This is a genomic window from Pseudomonas sp. SDO52101_S400 (assembly GCF_054071635.1).
The window spans coordinates 35,576-51,621 of the sequence record NZ_JBSVWF010000030.1; the positions used below are offsets into that span (position 1 = coordinate 35,576).

Consider the following 16,046-nt stretch of genomic DNA (forward strand, 5'->3'; position numbering starts at 1 on the left):
CCTTAATAAGTCCGGACTTTAGGTTCGAAAGTCGGAACAGTCTTCGGCGAGAAGTTAACGGCACGCTTGGCAACGCGTTTCTCACCCGGGAAGTACAGGGTGTGGCACAGCCAGTTTTCGTCGTCACGGTCTTCGAAGTCTTCACGGGCGTGAGCGCCGCGGGACTCTTTACGTACTTCGGCAGCGATGGCGGTAGCTTCAGCCACTTCCAGCAGGTTTTGCAGTTCCAGCGCTTCGATACGTGCAGTGTTGAACGCCTGCGACTTATCGTTGATCTTCACATTCGCGATGCGCTTGCGCAGATCTGCCAGCTGGGCAATACCCTTCTGCATGTATTCGCCGGTACGGAATACACCGAAGTAGTTCTGCATGCAGCTTTGCAGCTCGCGACGCAGGGTAGCGACGTCTTCGCCGTCGGTACGGTTGTTCAGTGCGTTCAGGCGCGACAGGGCAGCTTCGATATCGGCTTCAGTGGCGTCATCGTATTCGATGCCGTCAGTCAGAGCTTTTTCGAGGTGCAGGCCGGCGGCGCGACCGAATACCACCAGGTCGAGCAGCGAGTTGCCGCCCAGACGGTTGGCGCCGTGAACCGATACGCAAGCCACTTCACCTACCGCGAACAGACCAGGAATGATCTGATCCACGCCTTCGGCGTTCTGGGTGATCGCCTGACCATGAATGTTGGTGGCAACGCCGCCCATCATATAGTGGCAAGTCGGAACAACCGGAACCGGAGCAACCACCGGGTCAACGTGCGCGAAAGTCTTCGACAGTTCGCAGATGCCTGGCAGACGGCTGTGCAACACTTCCTCGCCCAGGTGGTCGAGTTTGAGCATCACGTGGTCGCCATTCGGACCGCAACCGTTGCCAGCGATGATTTCTTTAACCATCGAACGGGCAACCACGTCACGACCGGCAAGGTCTTTGGCGTTCGGAGCATAACGCTCCATGAAACGCTCGCCGTGCTTGTTGATCAGGTAACCACCTTCACCACGGCAACCTTCGGTAACCAGTACACCGGCGCCGGCGATGCCGGTCGGGTGGAACTGCCACATTTCAATGTCTTGTACCGGCACGCCAGCACGCAGAGCCATGCCGACGCCGTCACCGGTGTTGATCAGGGCGTTGGTGGTGGAGGCATAGATACGGCCTGCACCGCCGGTCGCCAATACGGTGGCTTTCGCGCGGATGTAGGTGGTTTCGCCGGTTTCGATGCAGATCGCGATCACACCGACGAATTCGCCTTCCTGGTTTTTCACCAGGTCGACAGCGTAGTACTCGTTCAGGAACGTGGTACCGGCTTTCAGGTTGCCCTGATAAAGGGTGTGCAGCAGCGCGTGACCGGTACGGTCGGAAGCGGCGCAAGTACGGGCAGCCTGCCCGCCTTTGCCGTAATCCTTCGACTGACCGCCGAACGGACGCTGGTAGATACGGCCTTGCTCGGTACGCGAGAACGGCAGACCCATGTGGTCCAGCTCAAAAACGGCAGCCGGACCTTCCTGACACATGTATTCGATAGCGTCCTGGTCACCGATGTAGTCGGAACCCTTGACGGTATCGTACATGTGCCAGCGCCAGTCATCGTTCGGGTCAGCGGACGCGATGGCGCAGGTGATGCCACCCTGTGCGGACACAGTGTGCGAACGGGTCGGGAAAACCTTGGTGATCACCGCAGTCTTGTGACCGCCCTGTGCCAGCTGCAGCGCAGCGCGCATGCCGGCACCGCCACCACCAATAATGATGGCATCGAAAGAAATCGTTGGAATGTTAGCCATGACTCAGATACCCCAGAGAATCTGCACACCCCAGACGAAGTAAGCGAACATCGCAACGCCGCATACTGCCTGGAAAAGGAAACGTACTGCAGTCGCGGACTTGCCCAGCGCCATTGGCGTCAGGTAGTCGGTCGCGATGGTCCACATGCCGACCCAGGCGTGAGCGCCCAGGGCAACCAGTGCCAGCAGACTGAAGATACGCATTCCGTTGTGGGCGAACAGACCATGCCATTGTTCATAGCCGATGCCCGGGTGAGCGGCGAGGTAGCCGATCAGGAAAATGAAATAAGCCGCGAGAACGACCGCAGACACGCGCTGTGCCATCCAGTCATAGAGGCCCGAACGCGAAAGGTTTGTAACGCTGGTTACCATATCCAAACTCCTGCCAGAACGATCAGCACCACGGAAACGGCGATGATCAGTTTCGAGCCCAGGCGGCCGCCTTCCAGCGTCTCACCGATGCCCATGTCCATGATCAAGTGGCGCACACCGGCAACCAGGTGATACAGCAGAGCGGACAGGAGGCCCCATGCTACGAACTTGGCCAGCGGGCTGGTCAAGCATGCCTTCACCTCGACATAACCTTCCTCGGAACCCAGGGATTTGCCCAATGCATAAAGCATGATGCCAAGGCCCAGGAAGAGGATGATGCCGGAAACACGGTGAAGAAACGACGTAACGCCGGTGATGGGGAGTTTGATGGTCCTTAGGTCTAGGTTTACAGGTCGTTGGCTTTTCACGGCTTTTTTTTCACACTGAAGAGCCCCTAACAATCAGGGCAAAGTTGTTGGGGAGTGCACTGGTCAGGTAACCACCACCCAGGGATGCGACCCCCAATGAAAGCAAGCCCAAAAGCCCTTGGCGGTCGGTCGCCGAGTATAGACAGTTAGGCTACTAATGACAACGCAATCGCCTACCCCCAATAGCGGATTGCACAAGTTGTATAAAAGGCGTAAATGGCAGGCAATTTCGAGGAAAAAGTGCGGTTAAAGCCTTCTGGAGCAAGACTTTAGGCAAATTGACATTCGAATTTATCTCACTATAGTGGTGCGGGCCCTGCGTGGGGGGTCTGTCTGATGATTTCAAGCATAAATAGGAGGCCACATGGCTGACAAAAAAGCGCAGTTGATCATCGAGGGCGCAGCCCCCGTCGAGCTGCCCATTTTAACCGGCACCGTTGGTCCCGATGTTATCGATGTTCGGGGCCTGACGGCCACGGGCCGCTTCACTTTCGACCCCGGTTTCATGTCGACCGCTTCCTGCGAATCGAAGATCACCTATATCGATGGCGACAACGGCATCCTGCTGCACCGCGGCTACCCGATCGAACAGCTGGCTGAAAAGTCGGACTACCTGGAAACCTGCTACCTGCTGCTGAACGGCGAACTGCCGACTGCAGAGCAAAAGGCCCAGTTCGTCGGCACCGTGAAGAACCACACCATGGTTCACGAGCAGCTGAAAACCTTCTTCAACGGCTTCCGCCGTGACGCTCACCCGATGGCCGTCATGTGTGGTGTAGTCGGCGCCCTCTCGGCCTTCTACCACGACTCCCTCGACATCAATAACCCGCAGCATCGCGAAATCTCCGCGATCCGCCTGGTTGCCAAGATGCCGACCCTGGCCGCGATGGTTTACAAGTACTCCATGGGCCAACCCATGATGTACCCGCGCAACGACCTGTCGTACGCGGAAAACTTCCTGCACATGATGTTCAACACCCCGTGCGAGATCAAACCGATCAGCCCGGTACTCGCCAAGGCCATGGACCGGATCTTCATCCTCCACGCCGACCACGAGCAGAACGCTTCGACCTCCACCGTGCGTCTGGCGGGCTCCTCGGGTGCCAACCCGTTCGCCTGTATCGCCGCCGGCATCGCCGCACTGTGGGGCCCTGCCCACGGCGGTGCGAACGAAGCCGTGCTGACCATGCTCGATGAAATCGGCGATGTCTCGAACATCGACAAGTTCATCGCCAAGGCCAAGGACAAGAACGACCCGTTCAAGCTGATGGGCTTCGGTCACCGCGTCTACAAGAACCGCGACCCACGTGCGACCGTGATGAAGCAGACTTGCGACGAAGTGCTGAAGGAACTGGGCATCCAGAACGATCCGCAACTCGAACTGGCCATGCGCCTGGAAGAGATCGCACTGACCGACCCGTACTTCATCGAACGCTCGCTGTACCCGAACGTCGACTTCTACTCGGGGATCATCCTCAAGGCGATCGGCATTCCGACCAGCATGTTCACTGTGATTTTCGCCCTGGCACGTACTGTCGGCTGGATTTCGCACTGGAAGGAAATGCTCTCCAGCCCGTACAAGATTGGCCGTCCGCGTCAGCTGTATACCGGCTACGAGTCGCGTGACATTACCAAGCTGGAAGACCGCAAATAAGACCTGTCTTGCGATAACGTCTTAAGTTGTAACGGGAACGGCCTCCATGAGAATGGGGGCCGTTTTTGTTTGTTTCATCTCAGCGGCCTTCGGGCCGACTGGTTTTTTTGTTGATTGGGTACATATCCGTTTCTTCGGGTGCTGCCGCTGGCGGTTTCGCTCTTACAGCGAGTCCCTTTTTCAAACGCCAAAAAAGTAACCAAAAAGTCTTGGCCCCGGCGTACGGCACTTCGCTTAGGCTCAGTGTTCCCTCGCTACGGTGTCCATCAGGGGGCATCGCCTACGGTTTGCTTCGCTGCACCTCCTCTCGATGTATGCGGCTTCGCCGCACGGCGCTGCGCGCCTACCCCCTGATGGACACCTCCGCTCGGCCTGCCGAAGGGGCTAAAGATCAAAAGCAGATCAAGAGCCAGATCAAGAGCCCCTCACCCTAGCCCTCTCCCGAAGGGAGAGGGGACCCACCGAGTTGTTTGGGAGAGTTGCGCCGACGTGCAATACCGCGTCGAACTCAGGCTCTGAAAAGGACAAAAATCGGCTCCCTCTCCTAGGGGAGAGGGCTGGGATGAGGGGTAAACCCACCACAAAACCAAAGCCGAACACGCCACGCTCCTCCCCACTCACCACAATGAGCGTTAGCTCGAGTACCGCTTTTGATCGCAAGGCCCGTCGGCAGGCTGAGTGGAGGGATTTATCCGGGGTGGGAGCGCAGCGACCGTTTGGCGAAGCCAAACACATCGAGAGGAGGTGCAGCGAAGCAAACCGTAGGCGATGCCCCCCGGATGAATCCCGGAGCGAAGGAACCCCGAGCCTCAGCGAGCGGGCCGAACGTAGGAGCAAGCGTTTTTGGTTACTTTTTAGGCGTTTGTAAAAAGTGACCCGCCGTAAGGGCGGAACCCTAAGAAGCCGTTACCGCAGCAACGGATATACCCCCCCCCAAGAACATCCGATAACCGCCCACAAAAAAAATGCCCCAATCTCGCGACCAGGGCATTTTCCATTCAACTCAACCTACAAAGCCTCAGTGCGAAACCGCCCCACTAGCCCCCAACCCCGTCTGCGAACGCACAAACTGCGGGAAGAACAGCGCACGCTCATTTTCTGCCGCCGCCGACTTGTCAGTGACCGAGAAGAACCAGATCCCGATAAACGCAATGATCATCGAGAACAAAGCAGGATACTCGTAAGGGAAGATCGCCTTCTCGTGATGCAGAATCTGCACCCAGATGGTTGGGCCCAGGATCATCAGACCCACCGCACTCACCAGCCCCAGCCAGCCGCCAATCATGGCGCCACGGGTGGTGAGCTTCTTCCAGTACATCGAAAGCAGCAGCACCGGGAAGTTGCAGCTCGCTGCAATGGAGAACGCCAGGCCAACCATGAACGCAATGTTCTGGCTTTCGAACAGGATGCCCAGGCCGATGGCCAGGATGCCCAGTGCGATGGTGGTGATCTTCGAAACGCGAATCTCATCCTTGTCGTTGGCCTTGCCCTTCTTGATCACGCTGGCGTACAGGTCATGAGACACCGCCGAAGCGCCGGCCAGGGTCAGGCCGGCCACGACCGCCAGAATGGTGGCGAACGCCACGGCCGAGATGAAGCCGAGGAAGATGCTGCCGCCCACGGCGTTGGCCAGGTGCACCGCTGCCATGTTGTTGCCGCCGAGCAGAGCGCCCGCTGCATCCTTGAATGCCGGGTTGGTGCTGACCAGCAGGATCGCGCCGAAGCCGATGATGAAAGTCAGGATGTAGAAGTAGCCAATGAAACCGGTGGCATACAGCACGCTTTTACGCGCTTCTTTCGCATCGCTCACGGTGAAGAAGCGCATCAGGATGTGCGGCAGGCCAGCGGTACCGAACATCAGTGCCAGCCCCAGGGAGAACGCCGAGATCGGATCTTTTACCAGACCGCCGGGGCTCATGATCGCTTCGCCCTTGGCGTGAACCTTGATCGCTTCGGAGAACAGGGTGTTGAAGTCGAAGTTGACGTGCTTCATCACCATCAGTGCCATGAACGAGGCACCGGACAGCAGCAGCACGGCCTTGATGATCTGCACCCAAGTGGTTGCCAGCATGCCGCCGAACAGCACGTACAGGCACATCAGGATACCGACCAGAATCACCGCAACGTGGTAGTCGAGGCCGAACAGCAGCTGGATCAGCTTGCCGGCACCGACCATTTGCGCGATCAGGTAGAACGCCACCACCACCAGCGAACCGCAGGCCGACAGCGTACGGATCTGGGTTTGCCCGAGGCGGTAGGACGCCACGTCGGCAAAGGTGTATTTACCCAGGTTGCGCAGGCGCTCGGCGATCAGGAACAGAATGATCGGCCAGCCCACCAGAAAGCCGATCGAGTAGATCAGGCCGTCGTAGCCGGAGGTGAACACCAGCGCGGAAATCCCCAGGAAGGATGCCGCCGACATGTAGTCACCGGCAATCGCCAGACCGTTCTGGAAACCGGTGATCTTGCCGCCCGCGGCATAGTAGTCGGCAGCCGACTTGTTGCGTTTGGAGGCCCAGTAGGTGATGCAAAGGGTCGCGCCAACGAACACCACGAACATGACGATCGCGGAAACGTTGAGTGGTTGTTTGTGGACTTCGCCGGTCAGGGCATCAGCGGCCCAGGCGGCTGGAGCGAACGCTGCGATGCTCAAAAGAGCCAGTAGACGCCGGATCATTGCTGAGCCTCCTTGAGAATCGCATTGTTCAGGTCGTCGAACTCGCCATTGGCGCGGCGCACGTAGATACCGGTCAGGATAAAGGCCGAGACAATCAGCCCGACACCGATGGGGATGCCCCAGGTGATCGATGAGCCGGCACTGATTTTGGTCCCGAGCACTTGTGGCCCGTACGCGATCAGAAGAATGAATCCGGAGTAGAGCCCTAGCATGATCGCCGAGAGTATCCAGGCGAACCTTTCCCTTTTTTTCACCAGCTCCTTGAAGCGCGGGCTGTTCTGAATAGAGAGGTAAATGCTGTCGTTCATTGTTTTTATCCTCGCAGCACAGATTTTTATTTTTGGAACATAGCCACTCTATGCGGCTGCGAGCCGGGTTCCAGACGACCTTAGTAGTAGAACGCCATGGCGTTTTTGCCAATTTCCAGACCACCCGAAATCGACCCGCCTCCTCTATAAAAAGAAGCGCCATAAAAAAGGCCGCCCGGCTGTGATGCCGGGCGGCCCTGGGAAGCGCAGACTAGACGCTCCGACTTATATCACTTGGTCCAGTCAGCCACGCGATCCGGGTGTTTGGCCACCCAATCCTTGGCCGCCGCGTCAGGTTTGGCACCGTCCTGAATCGCCAGCATGACTTCGCCGATTTCGTCTTTCGAAGCCCACTGGAAGTTCTTCAGGAACTTGGCCACTTCCGGCGCCTTGGTCGCCAGTTCCTTGCTGCCGATGCTGTTCACGGTTTCAGCCGCGCCATACACGCCTTTCGGGTCGTCGAGGAAGCGCAGTTTCCACTTGGCGAACATCCAGTGCGGCACCCAACCGGTCACGGCAATGGATTCGTTCTTTTTCTCGGCACGGGTCAGCTCGGCAATCATGCCGGCGCCGGAACTGGCCTTGAGTTGATAGCCGGTCAGGTCGTAATCCTTGATCGCCTGATCGGTCTTGAGCATCACGCCTGAACCGGCGTCGATACCGACGATGCGCTTCTTGAAGCTGTCATCGGTTTTCAGGTCTTCGATGGACTTGGCTTTGACGTACTCCGGCACGATCAGGCCAATTTTTGCGTCCTTGAAGTTCGGGCCGTAATCGACGACCAGATCCTTGTTCTTCGTCCAGTATTCGCCGTGGGTCACGGGCAGCCAGGCTGACAGCATGGCGTCAAGTTTGCCGGTGGCAACGCCCTGCCACATGATCCCGGTGGCGACGGCCTGGAGTTTCACGTCGTAGCCGAGTTTCTGTTTGATCACCTCGGCCGCCACATGCGTGGTCGCAACGCTGTCGGACCAGCCGTCAACGTAACCGATGTTCAGGGTCTGTTTTTCAGCGCTGGCGAAAGTGGAGCTCATCGCAAGCACCAAAGCGGCACCTGCGCCTAAAAGTCGTCGCATCTTCATCGTTACTTCCCCGAAATGCTGCGCCCGACGGATGCCGGGCATCGTCAACGTATTGTTATGGTGCACAGCGCCCCCATCACGCCTGACCGCAAACTCGTTCGAACATCAGCCGAATTATCAATAAGGGTACTGACGGTTTCGATCATCAACCTGACGCCCAACGAGACCTGCTCTGTCAGCGACCTCAAGGCAACGAGAAACGACATCAGAAAGCCATTAACTGCGGCTGAATAATTGGCGCCAGACAATCCGCCCGAACTTTGCATGTCAAAATCATGCGAGCCACCAACCCCTCTATAAATGCAGGTAACATGCGTCGCTTTGCAGCCACTCGGCCTGATCATGTCCGCGACGTCCCGCTTCCCGTTTCTTCCCTATCTGTTCGCCTGCCTGCTTGGCCTGTTTGCGCTTTGCGGCTTCTGGTACGGCCTCGGCAAACCGGTGATCCTGCCGGACGTCGCCACCCCGACCCACAAGTTGCAATGCGCGTCCTACACCCCATTCGACAAGGATCAGTCTCCGTTCGACGTGCCGTTCAAACTGCGCCCGGAGCGCATGGACGCCGACCTCGCCCTGCTCGCCACCCGTTTCGAATGCATCCGCACCTATTCCATGACCGGCCTCGAAGCCCTGCCGGATCTGGCGCGCAAGCATGGTTTGAAGCTGATGATCGGCGCCTGGGTCAACAGCAACCCGGTGGACACCGAGAAAGAAGTCGATCTGCTGATCGCTTCGGCCAACGCCAACCCGGATGTGGTCAGCGCGGTGATCGTCGGCAACGAAGCCTTGCTGCGCAAGGAAGTCACCGGTGCACAATTGGCGAAGCTGATCAACAAGGTCAAAAGCCACATCAAGCAGCCGGTGACCTACGCCGATGTCTGGGAGTTCTGGCTCAAGCACCCGGAAGTCGCGCCGGCGGTGGATTTCCTGACCATTCACTTGCTGCCGTACTGGGAAGACGATCCGTCGAACATCGATGCGGCCCTGCAACACGTGGCGGATGTGCGTCAGGTGTTCGGCAACAAGTTCGCGCCCAAGGACGTGATGATTGGCGAAACCGGCTGGCCGAGCGAAGGCCGCCAGCGTGAGACCGCGTTGCCGAGCCGGGTCAATGAAGCCAAGTTCATTCGTGGTTTTGTCACCCTAGCCGAACAGCAAGGCTGGCATTACAACCTGATCGAAGCTTTCGACCAGCCGTGGAAGCGCGGCAGTGAAGGCGCGGTCGGCGGTTACTGGGGACTGTTCGATGCGGACCGTCAGGACAAGGGCGTGTTGGCCGGGCCGGTATCCAACGTACCTGACTGGTCGCGCTGGCTGGCGCTCGGCGGTTTGATCTTCCTCGGCACGCTGGTTCTTGGCGGTCGGATTCGCACCACACGCTCAGCGCTGGTGCTGCCATTGCTTGGCGCCCTCGCCGCTTGCTCGATCGGCGCCTGGGCCAACCTGGCATGGCTGACCACGCGCTTCGCCAGCGAATGGGTGTGGGTCGGTCTGCTGACCGTGTTGAATCTGCTGGTGTTGGCCCATGCCGCACTGACCTTGAGCGCCCGCAGCGGCTGGCGTGAACGCGCCTTCAAGGCCTTCGAACGACAAGCAGGCTGGCTGGTCGCCGCCGTCGGTTTCGCGGGTGCGGTGATGGTGCTGGAGATGGTGTTCGACCCGCGCTATCGCAGCTTCGCCAGTGCGGCGTTCATTCTGCCGGCACTGGTTTACCTGTGCCGCCCGGTGCCGGTGGCCCGTCGGGAAATTGCCCTGCTGACCTTCATCATCGGTGCGTGCATTGCGCCGCAGTTGTTCCGTGAAGGCCTGCAGAATCAGCAGGCCTGGGGCTGGGCGCTGGTCAGCGTGCTGATGGTGGCCGCGTTGTGGCGCTGCCTGCGGGTTCGCAACCGCTGATCTTCAGAGGCTGAACAGGCCTCTTCGCTGGCAAGCCAGCTCCCACAGTTTTTTGTCTGCCACAGGTTCTGTGTCTGCATAGATCAAGTGTGGGAGCTGGCTTGCCAGCGATGGCTGACTGTCAGACGCTGCGAGATTCTCTGACCAGCCGCAACCCGGCAATCACCACCGCAAACACCGCCAGCGTGGTGTTGTACAACGCCAACGCCGGGAATCCGAACACCAGCGCCAGCACCGCCAGCCACCACCCTGCCCGTCCCGGCACGACAAAACCGATCACTGCGGCAGCGACCGCCGCCCAGCCCAGCATCTGGAAATGAATCATCAGGCCCAGGTTCGAGCGCACCGAGCATTCCCAACGGCTCGCCTGATCAACGCAGATGCCTACCCACTGCGCATCCTCCATGAAGCCATAACGCGCGCCATAACTGGCGGCCAGCCACAACGGCAACAGAACGAGCAGCAGAATCACGGGCAAGCGGCGGGACATGGAGCACTCCAATCGATGAAATCGGCGGCCAGCTTAATCTGCCGCCGCGCATACGCAAGGACTAACAACTCTTAACTGGTCATTCGATCCGTGCAAAGTGTATCGTCCGGCTACTATTACCCCGAATTCCGTCAGTTTGCTGCCGCTGCATGGCACTTTGACGCAACCCCAGTGGTCATAGCCTGCGAACCTCATTCGGCACCTTCCTCTAAGGGATTTAGTCATGCTCCGATCCTTGCGCTTCGCCGCCCTGTTTGGCGGCCTTATTCTGAGTGCGTCCGCGCTGGCGGTGGATATAGACGCCGCCAGTTATGGCTATCCCCTGACCAACCCGTTCGAAGCGACCATCGCCACCACGCCACCGGAACTGCGTCCGGACTTGCCGTCGGACGACGACATCAATCAGACCGACCGCAGCGTCACCCTGCGCCCTGAACGCGAATTCATCCTGCCGGACAACTTCTGGGCAGTGAAAAAGCTGACTTATCGCATCGCCACCCAGGACAAGGCCGCCCCGCTGATCTTCCTGATTGCCGGTACCGGCGCGCGCTATGACAGCAGCCTCAACGAATACCTGAAAAAGCTCTACTACAAGGCCGGCTACCACGTGGTGCAGCTGTCCTCCCCGACCAGTTTCGACTTCATGAGCGCCGCCTCGCGTTTCGCCACCCCCGGCGTGACCAAGGAAGACGCCGAAGACATGTACCGGGTGATGCAGGCCGTGCGTGCGCAAAACCCGAAAGTGCCGGTCACCGACTATTACCTCAGCGGCTACAGCCTCGGCGCACTGGACGCGGCGTTTGTCGCCCACCTGGACGAAACCCGCCGCAGCTTCAACTTCAAGAAAGTCCTGCTGCTGAATCCGCCGGTCAACCTGTACACCTCGATCACCAACCTCGACAAGTTGGTTCAAACAGAGGTCAAGGGCATCAACAACAGCACCACGTTCTATGAACTGGTGCTGGCCAAGCTGACCCGTTACTTCCAGCAGAAAGGCTACATCGACCTCAACGACGCGCTGCTCTATGACTTCCAGCAGTCCAAGCAGCACCTGAGCAACGAGCAGATGGCGATGTTGATCGGCACTTCGTTCCGCTTCTCGGCGGCGGACATCGCCTTCACCTCGGACCTGATCAACCGTCGCGGCCTGATCACCCCGCCGAAATTCCCGATCACCGAAGGCACCAGCCTCACGCCGTTCCTCAAGCGTGCGCTGCAATGCGACTTCGACTGCTACCTGACCGAACAGGTGATCCCGATGTGGCGCGCCCGCACCGACGGCGGCAGCCTGCTGCAACTGATCGATCAGGTCAGCCTGTACGCCCTCAAGGATTACCTGCACGACAGCCCGAAAATCGCCGTGATGCACAACGCCGACGACGTGATTCTCGGCCCTGGCGACCTTGGTTTCCTGCGCAAGACCTTCGGCGATCGCCTGACGGTTTATCCACTGGGTGGCCATTGCGGCAACCTTAACTACCGCGTCAACAGCGACGCCATGCTGGAGTTCTTCCGTGGCTAAATATCTCCTGCTGTTTGCAGCGTTACTCTGTGCAGGCGTGGCCCAGGCCGACAACAGCAAAGCCAATGCACCGGTAGTGGTCGACAGTGACGGCTTCAAGGAGCCGCTGTCCAAACTCAAGTTCAACCCGGGGCTGGACCAGCGCGAATTCGAGCGCTCGACGCTCAACGCACTGAACGTGTATGACCCGCTGGAATCGTGGAACCGTCGGGTCTACCACTTCAACTACCGCTTCGACCAATGGGTGTTCCTGCCGGTGGTCGACGGCTATCGCTACGTCACGCCCGGTTTCGTGCGTTCCGGCGTGAGCAACTTCTTCAACAACCTCGGCGACGTGCCGAACCTGGTCAACAGCCTGTTGCAGTTCAAAGGCAAGCGTTCGATGGAAACCACCGCGCGCCTGCTGCTCAACACCACCATCGGCATCGCCGGCCTGTGGGACCCGGCCACCGCCATGGGCCTGCCGCGCCAGAACGAAGACTTCGGCCAGACCCTGGGCTTCTACGGTGTACCGGGCGGCGCGTACTTCGTACTGCCGATCCTCGGCCCGTCGAACATCCGCGATACCGCCGGCCTCGCCGTGGACTACACCGCCGAATCGGCGATCAACTACCTGAACGTGTCGAAAGTCAGCGAAAACCACCCGGAAATCTGGGCGCTGCGTGCAGTCGACAAGCGCTACCAGACCCGCTTCCGCTACGGCCAGATGAACTCGCCGTTCGAGTACGAGAAGGTGCGCTACGTGTACACCGAATCGCGCAAGCTGCAGATCGCCGAATAAAACCGGCAGCCACAAAAAAGGCCATTCGATGCAAATCGAATGGCCTTTTTTATTGAGCAGAAGATCAACCCTTCAGGGCTTTCCAGATCTTCCCGACGACCGATACAACAGCCAGCACCACCGCCCCCGCAACTACCCCCGCCACACCGTTGAGCAACACAGGTACTGCAAATCCTGCGCTGCCCGCCGCAGCGGCAACGCTTGCGATCCAGTCATGCACCACCGGTACGCCGTGAGTCAGGATGCCGCCGCCGACCAGGAACATCGCCGCCGTGCCGATCACCGACAGGCCTTTCATCATGTACGGCGCGGCGCGCAGGATCGCGTTGCCGATGCGTTTCGCCGCAGCGCCGGGCTTCTGGGTCAGCCACAGGCCGAGGTCATCGAGCTTGACGATACCGGCCACCAGGCCATAAACGCCCACGGTCATGACGACAGCGATGCCCGACATCACGATCACTTGCTGGGTCAGCGAAGCCTCGGCCACGGTGCCGAGGGTGATGGCGATGATTTCCGCCGAAAGGATGAAGTCGGTGCGGATCGCGCCTTTGATCTTGTCCTTCTCGTAGGCCACCAGATCGGTCGCAGGATCGGCCACCGCTTCGGTCAACTGCGCATGCTCGGCCTGATCTTCATCCTTGCCGTGCAGCAGCGGATGGGCAAGTTTCTCGAAGCCCTCGAAGCACAGGTACGCGCCGCCGACCATCAACAGCGGCGTCACCAGCCACGGCACAAAGGCACTGATGGCCAGCGCCGAGGGCACCAAAATCAGCTTGTTGACGAACGAGCCCTTGGCCACCGCCCATACCACGGGAATTTCCCGCTCGGCGCGCACGCCCGAGACCTGCTGGGCATTGAGCGCCAGGTCATCGCCGAGTACCCCGGCGGTCTTCTTGGCGGCCATTTTGCTCATCAACGCTACATCGTCCAGAACGGTGGCGATGTCGTCGATCAGCACCAGCAAACTGCTTCCTGCCATGAATCTTGTTTCCTTATGTGAATAATGCCGCGCAGCATACCGCGACTGCCGACCACACGGGGCATTGTTGAGCGCCGCGCGAGGCCGGTGCTACCATGCGCAACCGCCAGTACAGGCAAGGAACCACCGGGTTTATGAGCACAATCCGCGAGCGCAACAAAGAACTGATCCTGCGTGCCGCCAGTGAGGAGTTTGCCGACAAGGGCTTCGCTGCGACCAAAACCAGCGACATCGCCGCCAAGGCGGGATTGCCCAAGCCCAACGTCTACTACTACTTCAAGTCCAAGGAAAACCTCTACCGCGAGGTGCTTGAAAGCATCATCGTGCCGATCCTGCAGGCCTCGACCCCGTTCAACCCGGACGGCGTGCCGAGCGAAGTGCTGAGCGGCTACATCCGCTCGAAGATCCGCATCTCCCGCGACCTGCCGTTTGCCTCGAAGGTGTTCGCCAGCGAAATCATGCACGGTGCCCCGCACCTGAGCGCCGACCTGGTCGAGCAGTTGAACAGCCAGGCCAAGCACAACATCGACTGCATCCAGAGCTGGATCGACCGCGGCCAGATCGCCCCGATCGACCCCAACCACCTGATGTTCAGCATCTGGGCAGCGACCCAGACCTACGCCGACTTCGACTGGCAGATCTCCGCCGTGACCGGCAAGGAAAAGCTCGACGAAGCGGATTACGAGGCGGCTGCGCAAACCATCATCCGGTTGGTGCTCAAGGGCTGTGAGCCGGACTGATAGACCGCGTTGAATGCTTCGCGAGCAAGCCCCACATTTGATCCATGAGCACCACAAATCAAGTGTGGGAGCGGGCTTGCTCGCGAATGCAGCAACTCGGTCTCACGGTCAGACCCAGATCGCATCCCACAGCGGATAGTCACCAAGCTTTTCCACCAGTCCAGCCCGCAACGGGTTGGCCACAACATACCGCGCCACTCTAACCAGACTTTCCTCCTGCCGAAGCGAATGATCATGGAAGCTTGGCTGCCACAGGCTGCCCGTCCTGCCAGTCGCTGAATTGACTGATCTGGCACTCAAGGATTTGACCTGGCACATCAACTGCCCCAGTGATCCTTTCTGCAATTGCACCAGCCAGTGGAAGTGATCTGGCATAACGACCCAGGCCAGTGAATCGACAAACCCCGTCTCTTGTGCATGCCTGAACTGATGAACAACGAGTCTTCCCAGGGCGTAATCCTTGAAGACGGGTTCGCGTTTATGAGTATTGGCTGTAAGGAGATAGATGTGATTTTGTTCGCTAAAACGTCCGACTCTCAGTCGGTGCGATGCAGACAGTTCCGGCATTCCTTTGCCTTTTCTCATGATTGACTTCATGAAAAGACTAGCCCGAAGCATTGAATACTGGAGGCAAGATTTTTAGCTGGATGTGTCTGGAAAATCGCCTTCGCGAGCAAGCCCGCTCCCACATTCGACCGAGTTCCTTCAGTACAAATGAGGTCAATCGTGGGCCTGCTCGCGACAACGTCAATTCAAACGCCGAATATCAAGCTGCCACCCCCGCATCCGCCCGCAGATCCAGGGCCTCCACGGCCTTGATCGCCACCTGCTCATCGATATCCGACAGATCGCCGCTGATGCCGATCGCTCCCAGCACGTTGCCCGCCTGATCACGGATCAACACGCCGCCCGGTGCCGGCACGACGCTGCCCTGCCCCATGCTGTTGAGTGCGGCGATGAACGCCGGGCGTTGTTGTGCGTCCAGCGCCAGCAGGCGTGAGCCCTTGCCCAGGGCGATGGCGCCCCAGGCTTTGCCGATGGCGATGTTCGGGCGCAGCAGGCTGGCGCCGTCTTCGCGTTGCAAGGTGACCAGGTGGCCGCCGGTATCCAGTACTGCAATGGTCAACGGCGCGGCGGAGATCGCCCGCCCTGCGCTGATGGCTTCGTTGACCAGGTTGACTGCGACTTTCAAGGTTAAAGCGCTCATGGTGCCGTCCTCATTTTGTTATTGGGAAAGCCGTTGGGCTGCGCTTTTCTGCCGCAGCCCGATGCAACAAATAGAACACAATGAATTATTTTTTTGTATACAATAATTCTCGAAAAGCGCTTCATGCGACGAAAAGCCACAGTAGAAACGGCTTCCGACGAATGAAACAGCCGCTTGAGAAAATGGATTGACCTG

General features: G+C 59.0%; 15 protein-coding genes. 5 read left to right on the forward strand and 10 right to left on the reverse strand.

Annotation, left to right across the window (positions count from 1 at the left end):
- Positions 1-2 precede the first annotated feature (2 nt).
- From sdhA to sdhC, 3 genes are read right to left on the reverse strand one after another with little or no spacing between them, the layout of a single operon-like run.
- Complete coding sequence (gene sdhA / locus ACW9HX_RS16430) at positions 3-1,775, reverse strand: succinate dehydrogenase flavoprotein subunit (protein WP_457381409.1); 1,773 nt, start codon at positions 1,773-1,775, stop codon at positions 3-5.
- A 3-nt stretch (positions 1,776-1,778) separates the two neighbouring features.
- Complete coding sequence (gene sdhD / locus ACW9HX_RS16435) at positions 1,779-2,147, reverse strand: succinate dehydrogenase, hydrophobic membrane anchor protein (RefSeq protein WP_085710546.1); 369 nt, start codon at positions 2,145-2,147, stop codon at positions 1,779-1,781.
- On the reverse strand, positions 2,141-2,515 hold the full coding sequence (gene sdhC, locus ACW9HX_RS16440) for a succinate dehydrogenase, cytochrome b556 subunit (protein ID WP_011333113.1): 375 nt from the start codon (positions 2,513-2,515) through the stop codon (positions 2,141-2,143). Before sdhC ends, sdhD begins: the two co-directional genes overlap by 7 nt.
- A gap of 364 nt (positions 2,516-2,879) precedes the next feature.
- Between sdhC and gltA the strand changes: the two genes are divergently transcribed.
- Entirely contained in the window at positions 2,880-4,169 is a 1,290-nt protein-coding gene (gltA, locus tag ACW9HX_RS16445; RefSeq protein ID WP_007959044.1) for a citrate synthase, read from the forward strand.
- 1,018 nt (positions 4,170-5,187) lie between these two features.
- On the opposite strand, the gene ACW9HX_RS16450 is transcribed toward gltA, so the two are convergent.
- From ACW9HX_RS16450 to ACW9HX_RS16460, 3 genes are all read right to left on the reverse strand, one after another.
- Entirely contained in the window at positions 5,188-6,846 is a 1,659-nt protein-coding gene (locus ACW9HX_RS16450; protein WP_096822124.1) for a cation acetate symporter, read from the reverse strand.
- Entirely contained in the window at positions 6,843-7,154 is a 312-nt protein-coding gene (locus ACW9HX_RS16455; protein ID WP_085710541.1) for a DUF485 domain-containing protein, read from the reverse strand. The genes ACW9HX_RS16450 and ACW9HX_RS16455 overlap by 4 nt, the downstream gene beginning before the upstream one ends.
- Positions 7,155-7,384: 230 nt before the next feature.
- Positions 7,385-8,236, reverse strand: a complete 852-nt coding sequence (locus ACW9HX_RS16460) for a glycine betaine ABC transporter substrate-binding protein (protein WP_457381410.1) — start codon at positions 8,234-8,236, stop codon at positions 7,385-7,387.
- Positions 8,237-8,536: 300 nt separating this feature from the next.
- Here ACW9HX_RS16460 and ACW9HX_RS16465 point away from each other — a divergent pair, with 300 nt between their 5' ends.
- Positions 8,537-10,132 (forward strand): glycoside hydrolase family 17 protein, encoded by a 1,596-nt coding sequence (locus ACW9HX_RS16465; RefSeq protein ID WP_457381411.1) that lies wholly within the window; start codon positions 8,537-8,539, stop codon positions 10,130-10,132.
- Positions 10,133-10,253: 121 nt separating this feature from the next.
- On the opposite strand, the gene ACW9HX_RS16470 is transcribed toward ACW9HX_RS16465, so the two are convergent.
- The gene (locus ACW9HX_RS16470; protein WP_457381412.1) at positions 10,254-10,622 is read right to left on the reverse strand and encodes a hypothetical protein; all 369 of its coding nucleotides are present in this window, start codon (positions 10,620-10,622) and stop codon (positions 10,254-10,256) included.
- 223 nt (positions 10,623-10,845) lie between these two features.
- Here ACW9HX_RS16470 and ACW9HX_RS16475 point away from each other — a divergent pair, with 223 nt between their 5' ends.
- Together ACW9HX_RS16475 and ACW9HX_RS16480 are read left to right on the forward strand one after the other, a co-directional pair.
- A complete protein-coding gene (locus tag ACW9HX_RS16475) occupies positions 10,846-12,144 on the forward strand; it encodes a serine/threonine protein kinase (RefSeq protein WP_457381413.1) in 1,299 nt (432 codons plus the stop codon).
- A complete protein-coding gene (locus ACW9HX_RS16480; RefSeq protein ID WP_085710534.1) occupies positions 12,137-12,925 on the forward strand; it encodes an MlaA family lipoprotein in 789 nt (262 codons plus the stop codon). The genes ACW9HX_RS16475 and ACW9HX_RS16480 overlap by 8 nt, the downstream gene beginning before the upstream one ends.
- 64 nt (positions 12,926-12,989) lie before the next feature.
- Here the strand turns inward: ACW9HX_RS16480 and ACW9HX_RS16485 are convergent, their stop codons facing one another.
- A complete protein-coding gene (locus tag ACW9HX_RS16485; RefSeq protein WP_457381414.1) occupies positions 12,990-13,904 on the reverse strand; it encodes a DUF808 domain-containing protein in 915 nt (304 codons plus the stop codon).
- A gap of 134 nt (positions 13,905-14,038) precedes the next feature.
- On the opposite strand from ACW9HX_RS16485, the gene ACW9HX_RS16490 reads away from it, so the two are divergent.
- Complete coding sequence (locus ACW9HX_RS16490) at positions 14,039-14,644, forward strand: TetR/AcrR family transcriptional regulator (protein ID WP_096822132.1); 606 nt, start codon at positions 14,039-14,041, stop codon at positions 14,642-14,644.
- A gap of 108 nt (positions 14,645-14,752) precedes the next feature.
- Here the strand turns inward: ACW9HX_RS16490 and ACW9HX_RS16495 are convergent, their stop codons facing one another.
- Complete coding sequence (locus ACW9HX_RS16495) at positions 14,753-15,211, reverse strand: REP-associated tyrosine transposase (protein WP_457381430.1); 459 nt, start codon at positions 15,209-15,211, stop codon at positions 14,753-14,755.
- Between the two features lie 199 nt (positions 15,212-15,410).
- Positions 15,411-15,851 (reverse strand): GlcG/HbpS family heme-binding protein, encoded by a 441-nt coding sequence (locus ACW9HX_RS16500; protein ID WP_230736336.1) that lies wholly within the window; start codon positions 15,849-15,851, stop codon positions 15,411-15,413.
- Positions 15,852-16,046: the final 195 nt, after the last annotated feature.

What these genes read in the sequence shown, in the direction of transcription:
- ACW9HX_RS16460 (WP_457381410.1), bottom strand. Translation starts at nt 8,236, where the DNA reads ATGAAGATGCGACGACTTTTAGGCGCAGGTGCCGCTTTGGTGCTTGCG.
- ACW9HX_RS16500 (WP_230736336.1), bottom strand. Translation starts at nt 15,851, where the DNA reads ATGAGCGCTTTAACCTTGAAAGTCGCAGTCAACCTGGTCAACGAAGCC.
- sdhA (WP_457381409.1), bottom strand. Translation starts at nt 1,775, where the DNA reads ATGGCTAACATTCCAACGATTTCTTTCGATGCCATCATTATTGGTGGT.
- ACW9HX_RS16495 (WP_457381430.1), bottom strand. Translation starts at nt 15,211, where the DNA reads ATGCCGGAACTGTCTGCATCGCACCGACTGAGAGTCGGACGTTTTAGC.
- gltA (WP_007959044.1), top strand. Translation starts at nt 2,880, where the DNA reads ATGGCTGACAAAAAAGCGCAGTTGATCATCGAGGGCGCAGCCCCCGTC.
- sdhD (WP_085710546.1), bottom strand. Translation starts at nt 2,147, where the DNA reads ATGGTAACCAGCGTTACAAACCTTTCGCGTTCGGGCCTCTATGACTGG.
- ACW9HX_RS16485 (WP_457381414.1), bottom strand. Translation starts at nt 13,904, where the DNA reads ATGGCAGGAAGCAGTTTGCTGGTGCTGATCGACGACATCGCCACCGTT.
- ACW9HX_RS16490 (WP_096822132.1), top strand. Translation starts at nt 14,039, where the DNA reads ATGAGCACAATCCGCGAGCGCAACAAAGAACTGATCCTGCGTGCCGCC.
- ACW9HX_RS16475 (WP_457381413.1), top strand. Translation starts at nt 10,846, where the DNA reads ATGCTCCGATCCTTGCGCTTCGCCGCCCTGTTTGGCGGCCTTATTCTG.
- ACW9HX_RS16470 (WP_457381412.1), bottom strand. Translation starts at nt 10,622, where the DNA reads ATGTCCCGCCGCTTGCCCGTGATTCTGCTGCTCGTTCTGTTGCCGTTG.
- ACW9HX_RS16455 (WP_085710541.1), bottom strand. Translation starts at nt 7,154, where the DNA reads ATGAACGACAGCATTTACCTCTCTATTCAGAACAGCCCGCGCTTCAAG.
- ACW9HX_RS16450 (WP_096822124.1), bottom strand. Translation starts at nt 6,846, where the DNA reads ATGATCCGGCGTCTACTGGCTCTTTTGAGCATCGCAGCGTTCGCTCCA.
- ACW9HX_RS16465 (WP_457381411.1), top strand. Translation starts at nt 8,537, where the DNA reads ATGCAGGTAACATGCGTCGCTTTGCAGCCACTCGGCCTGATCATGTCC.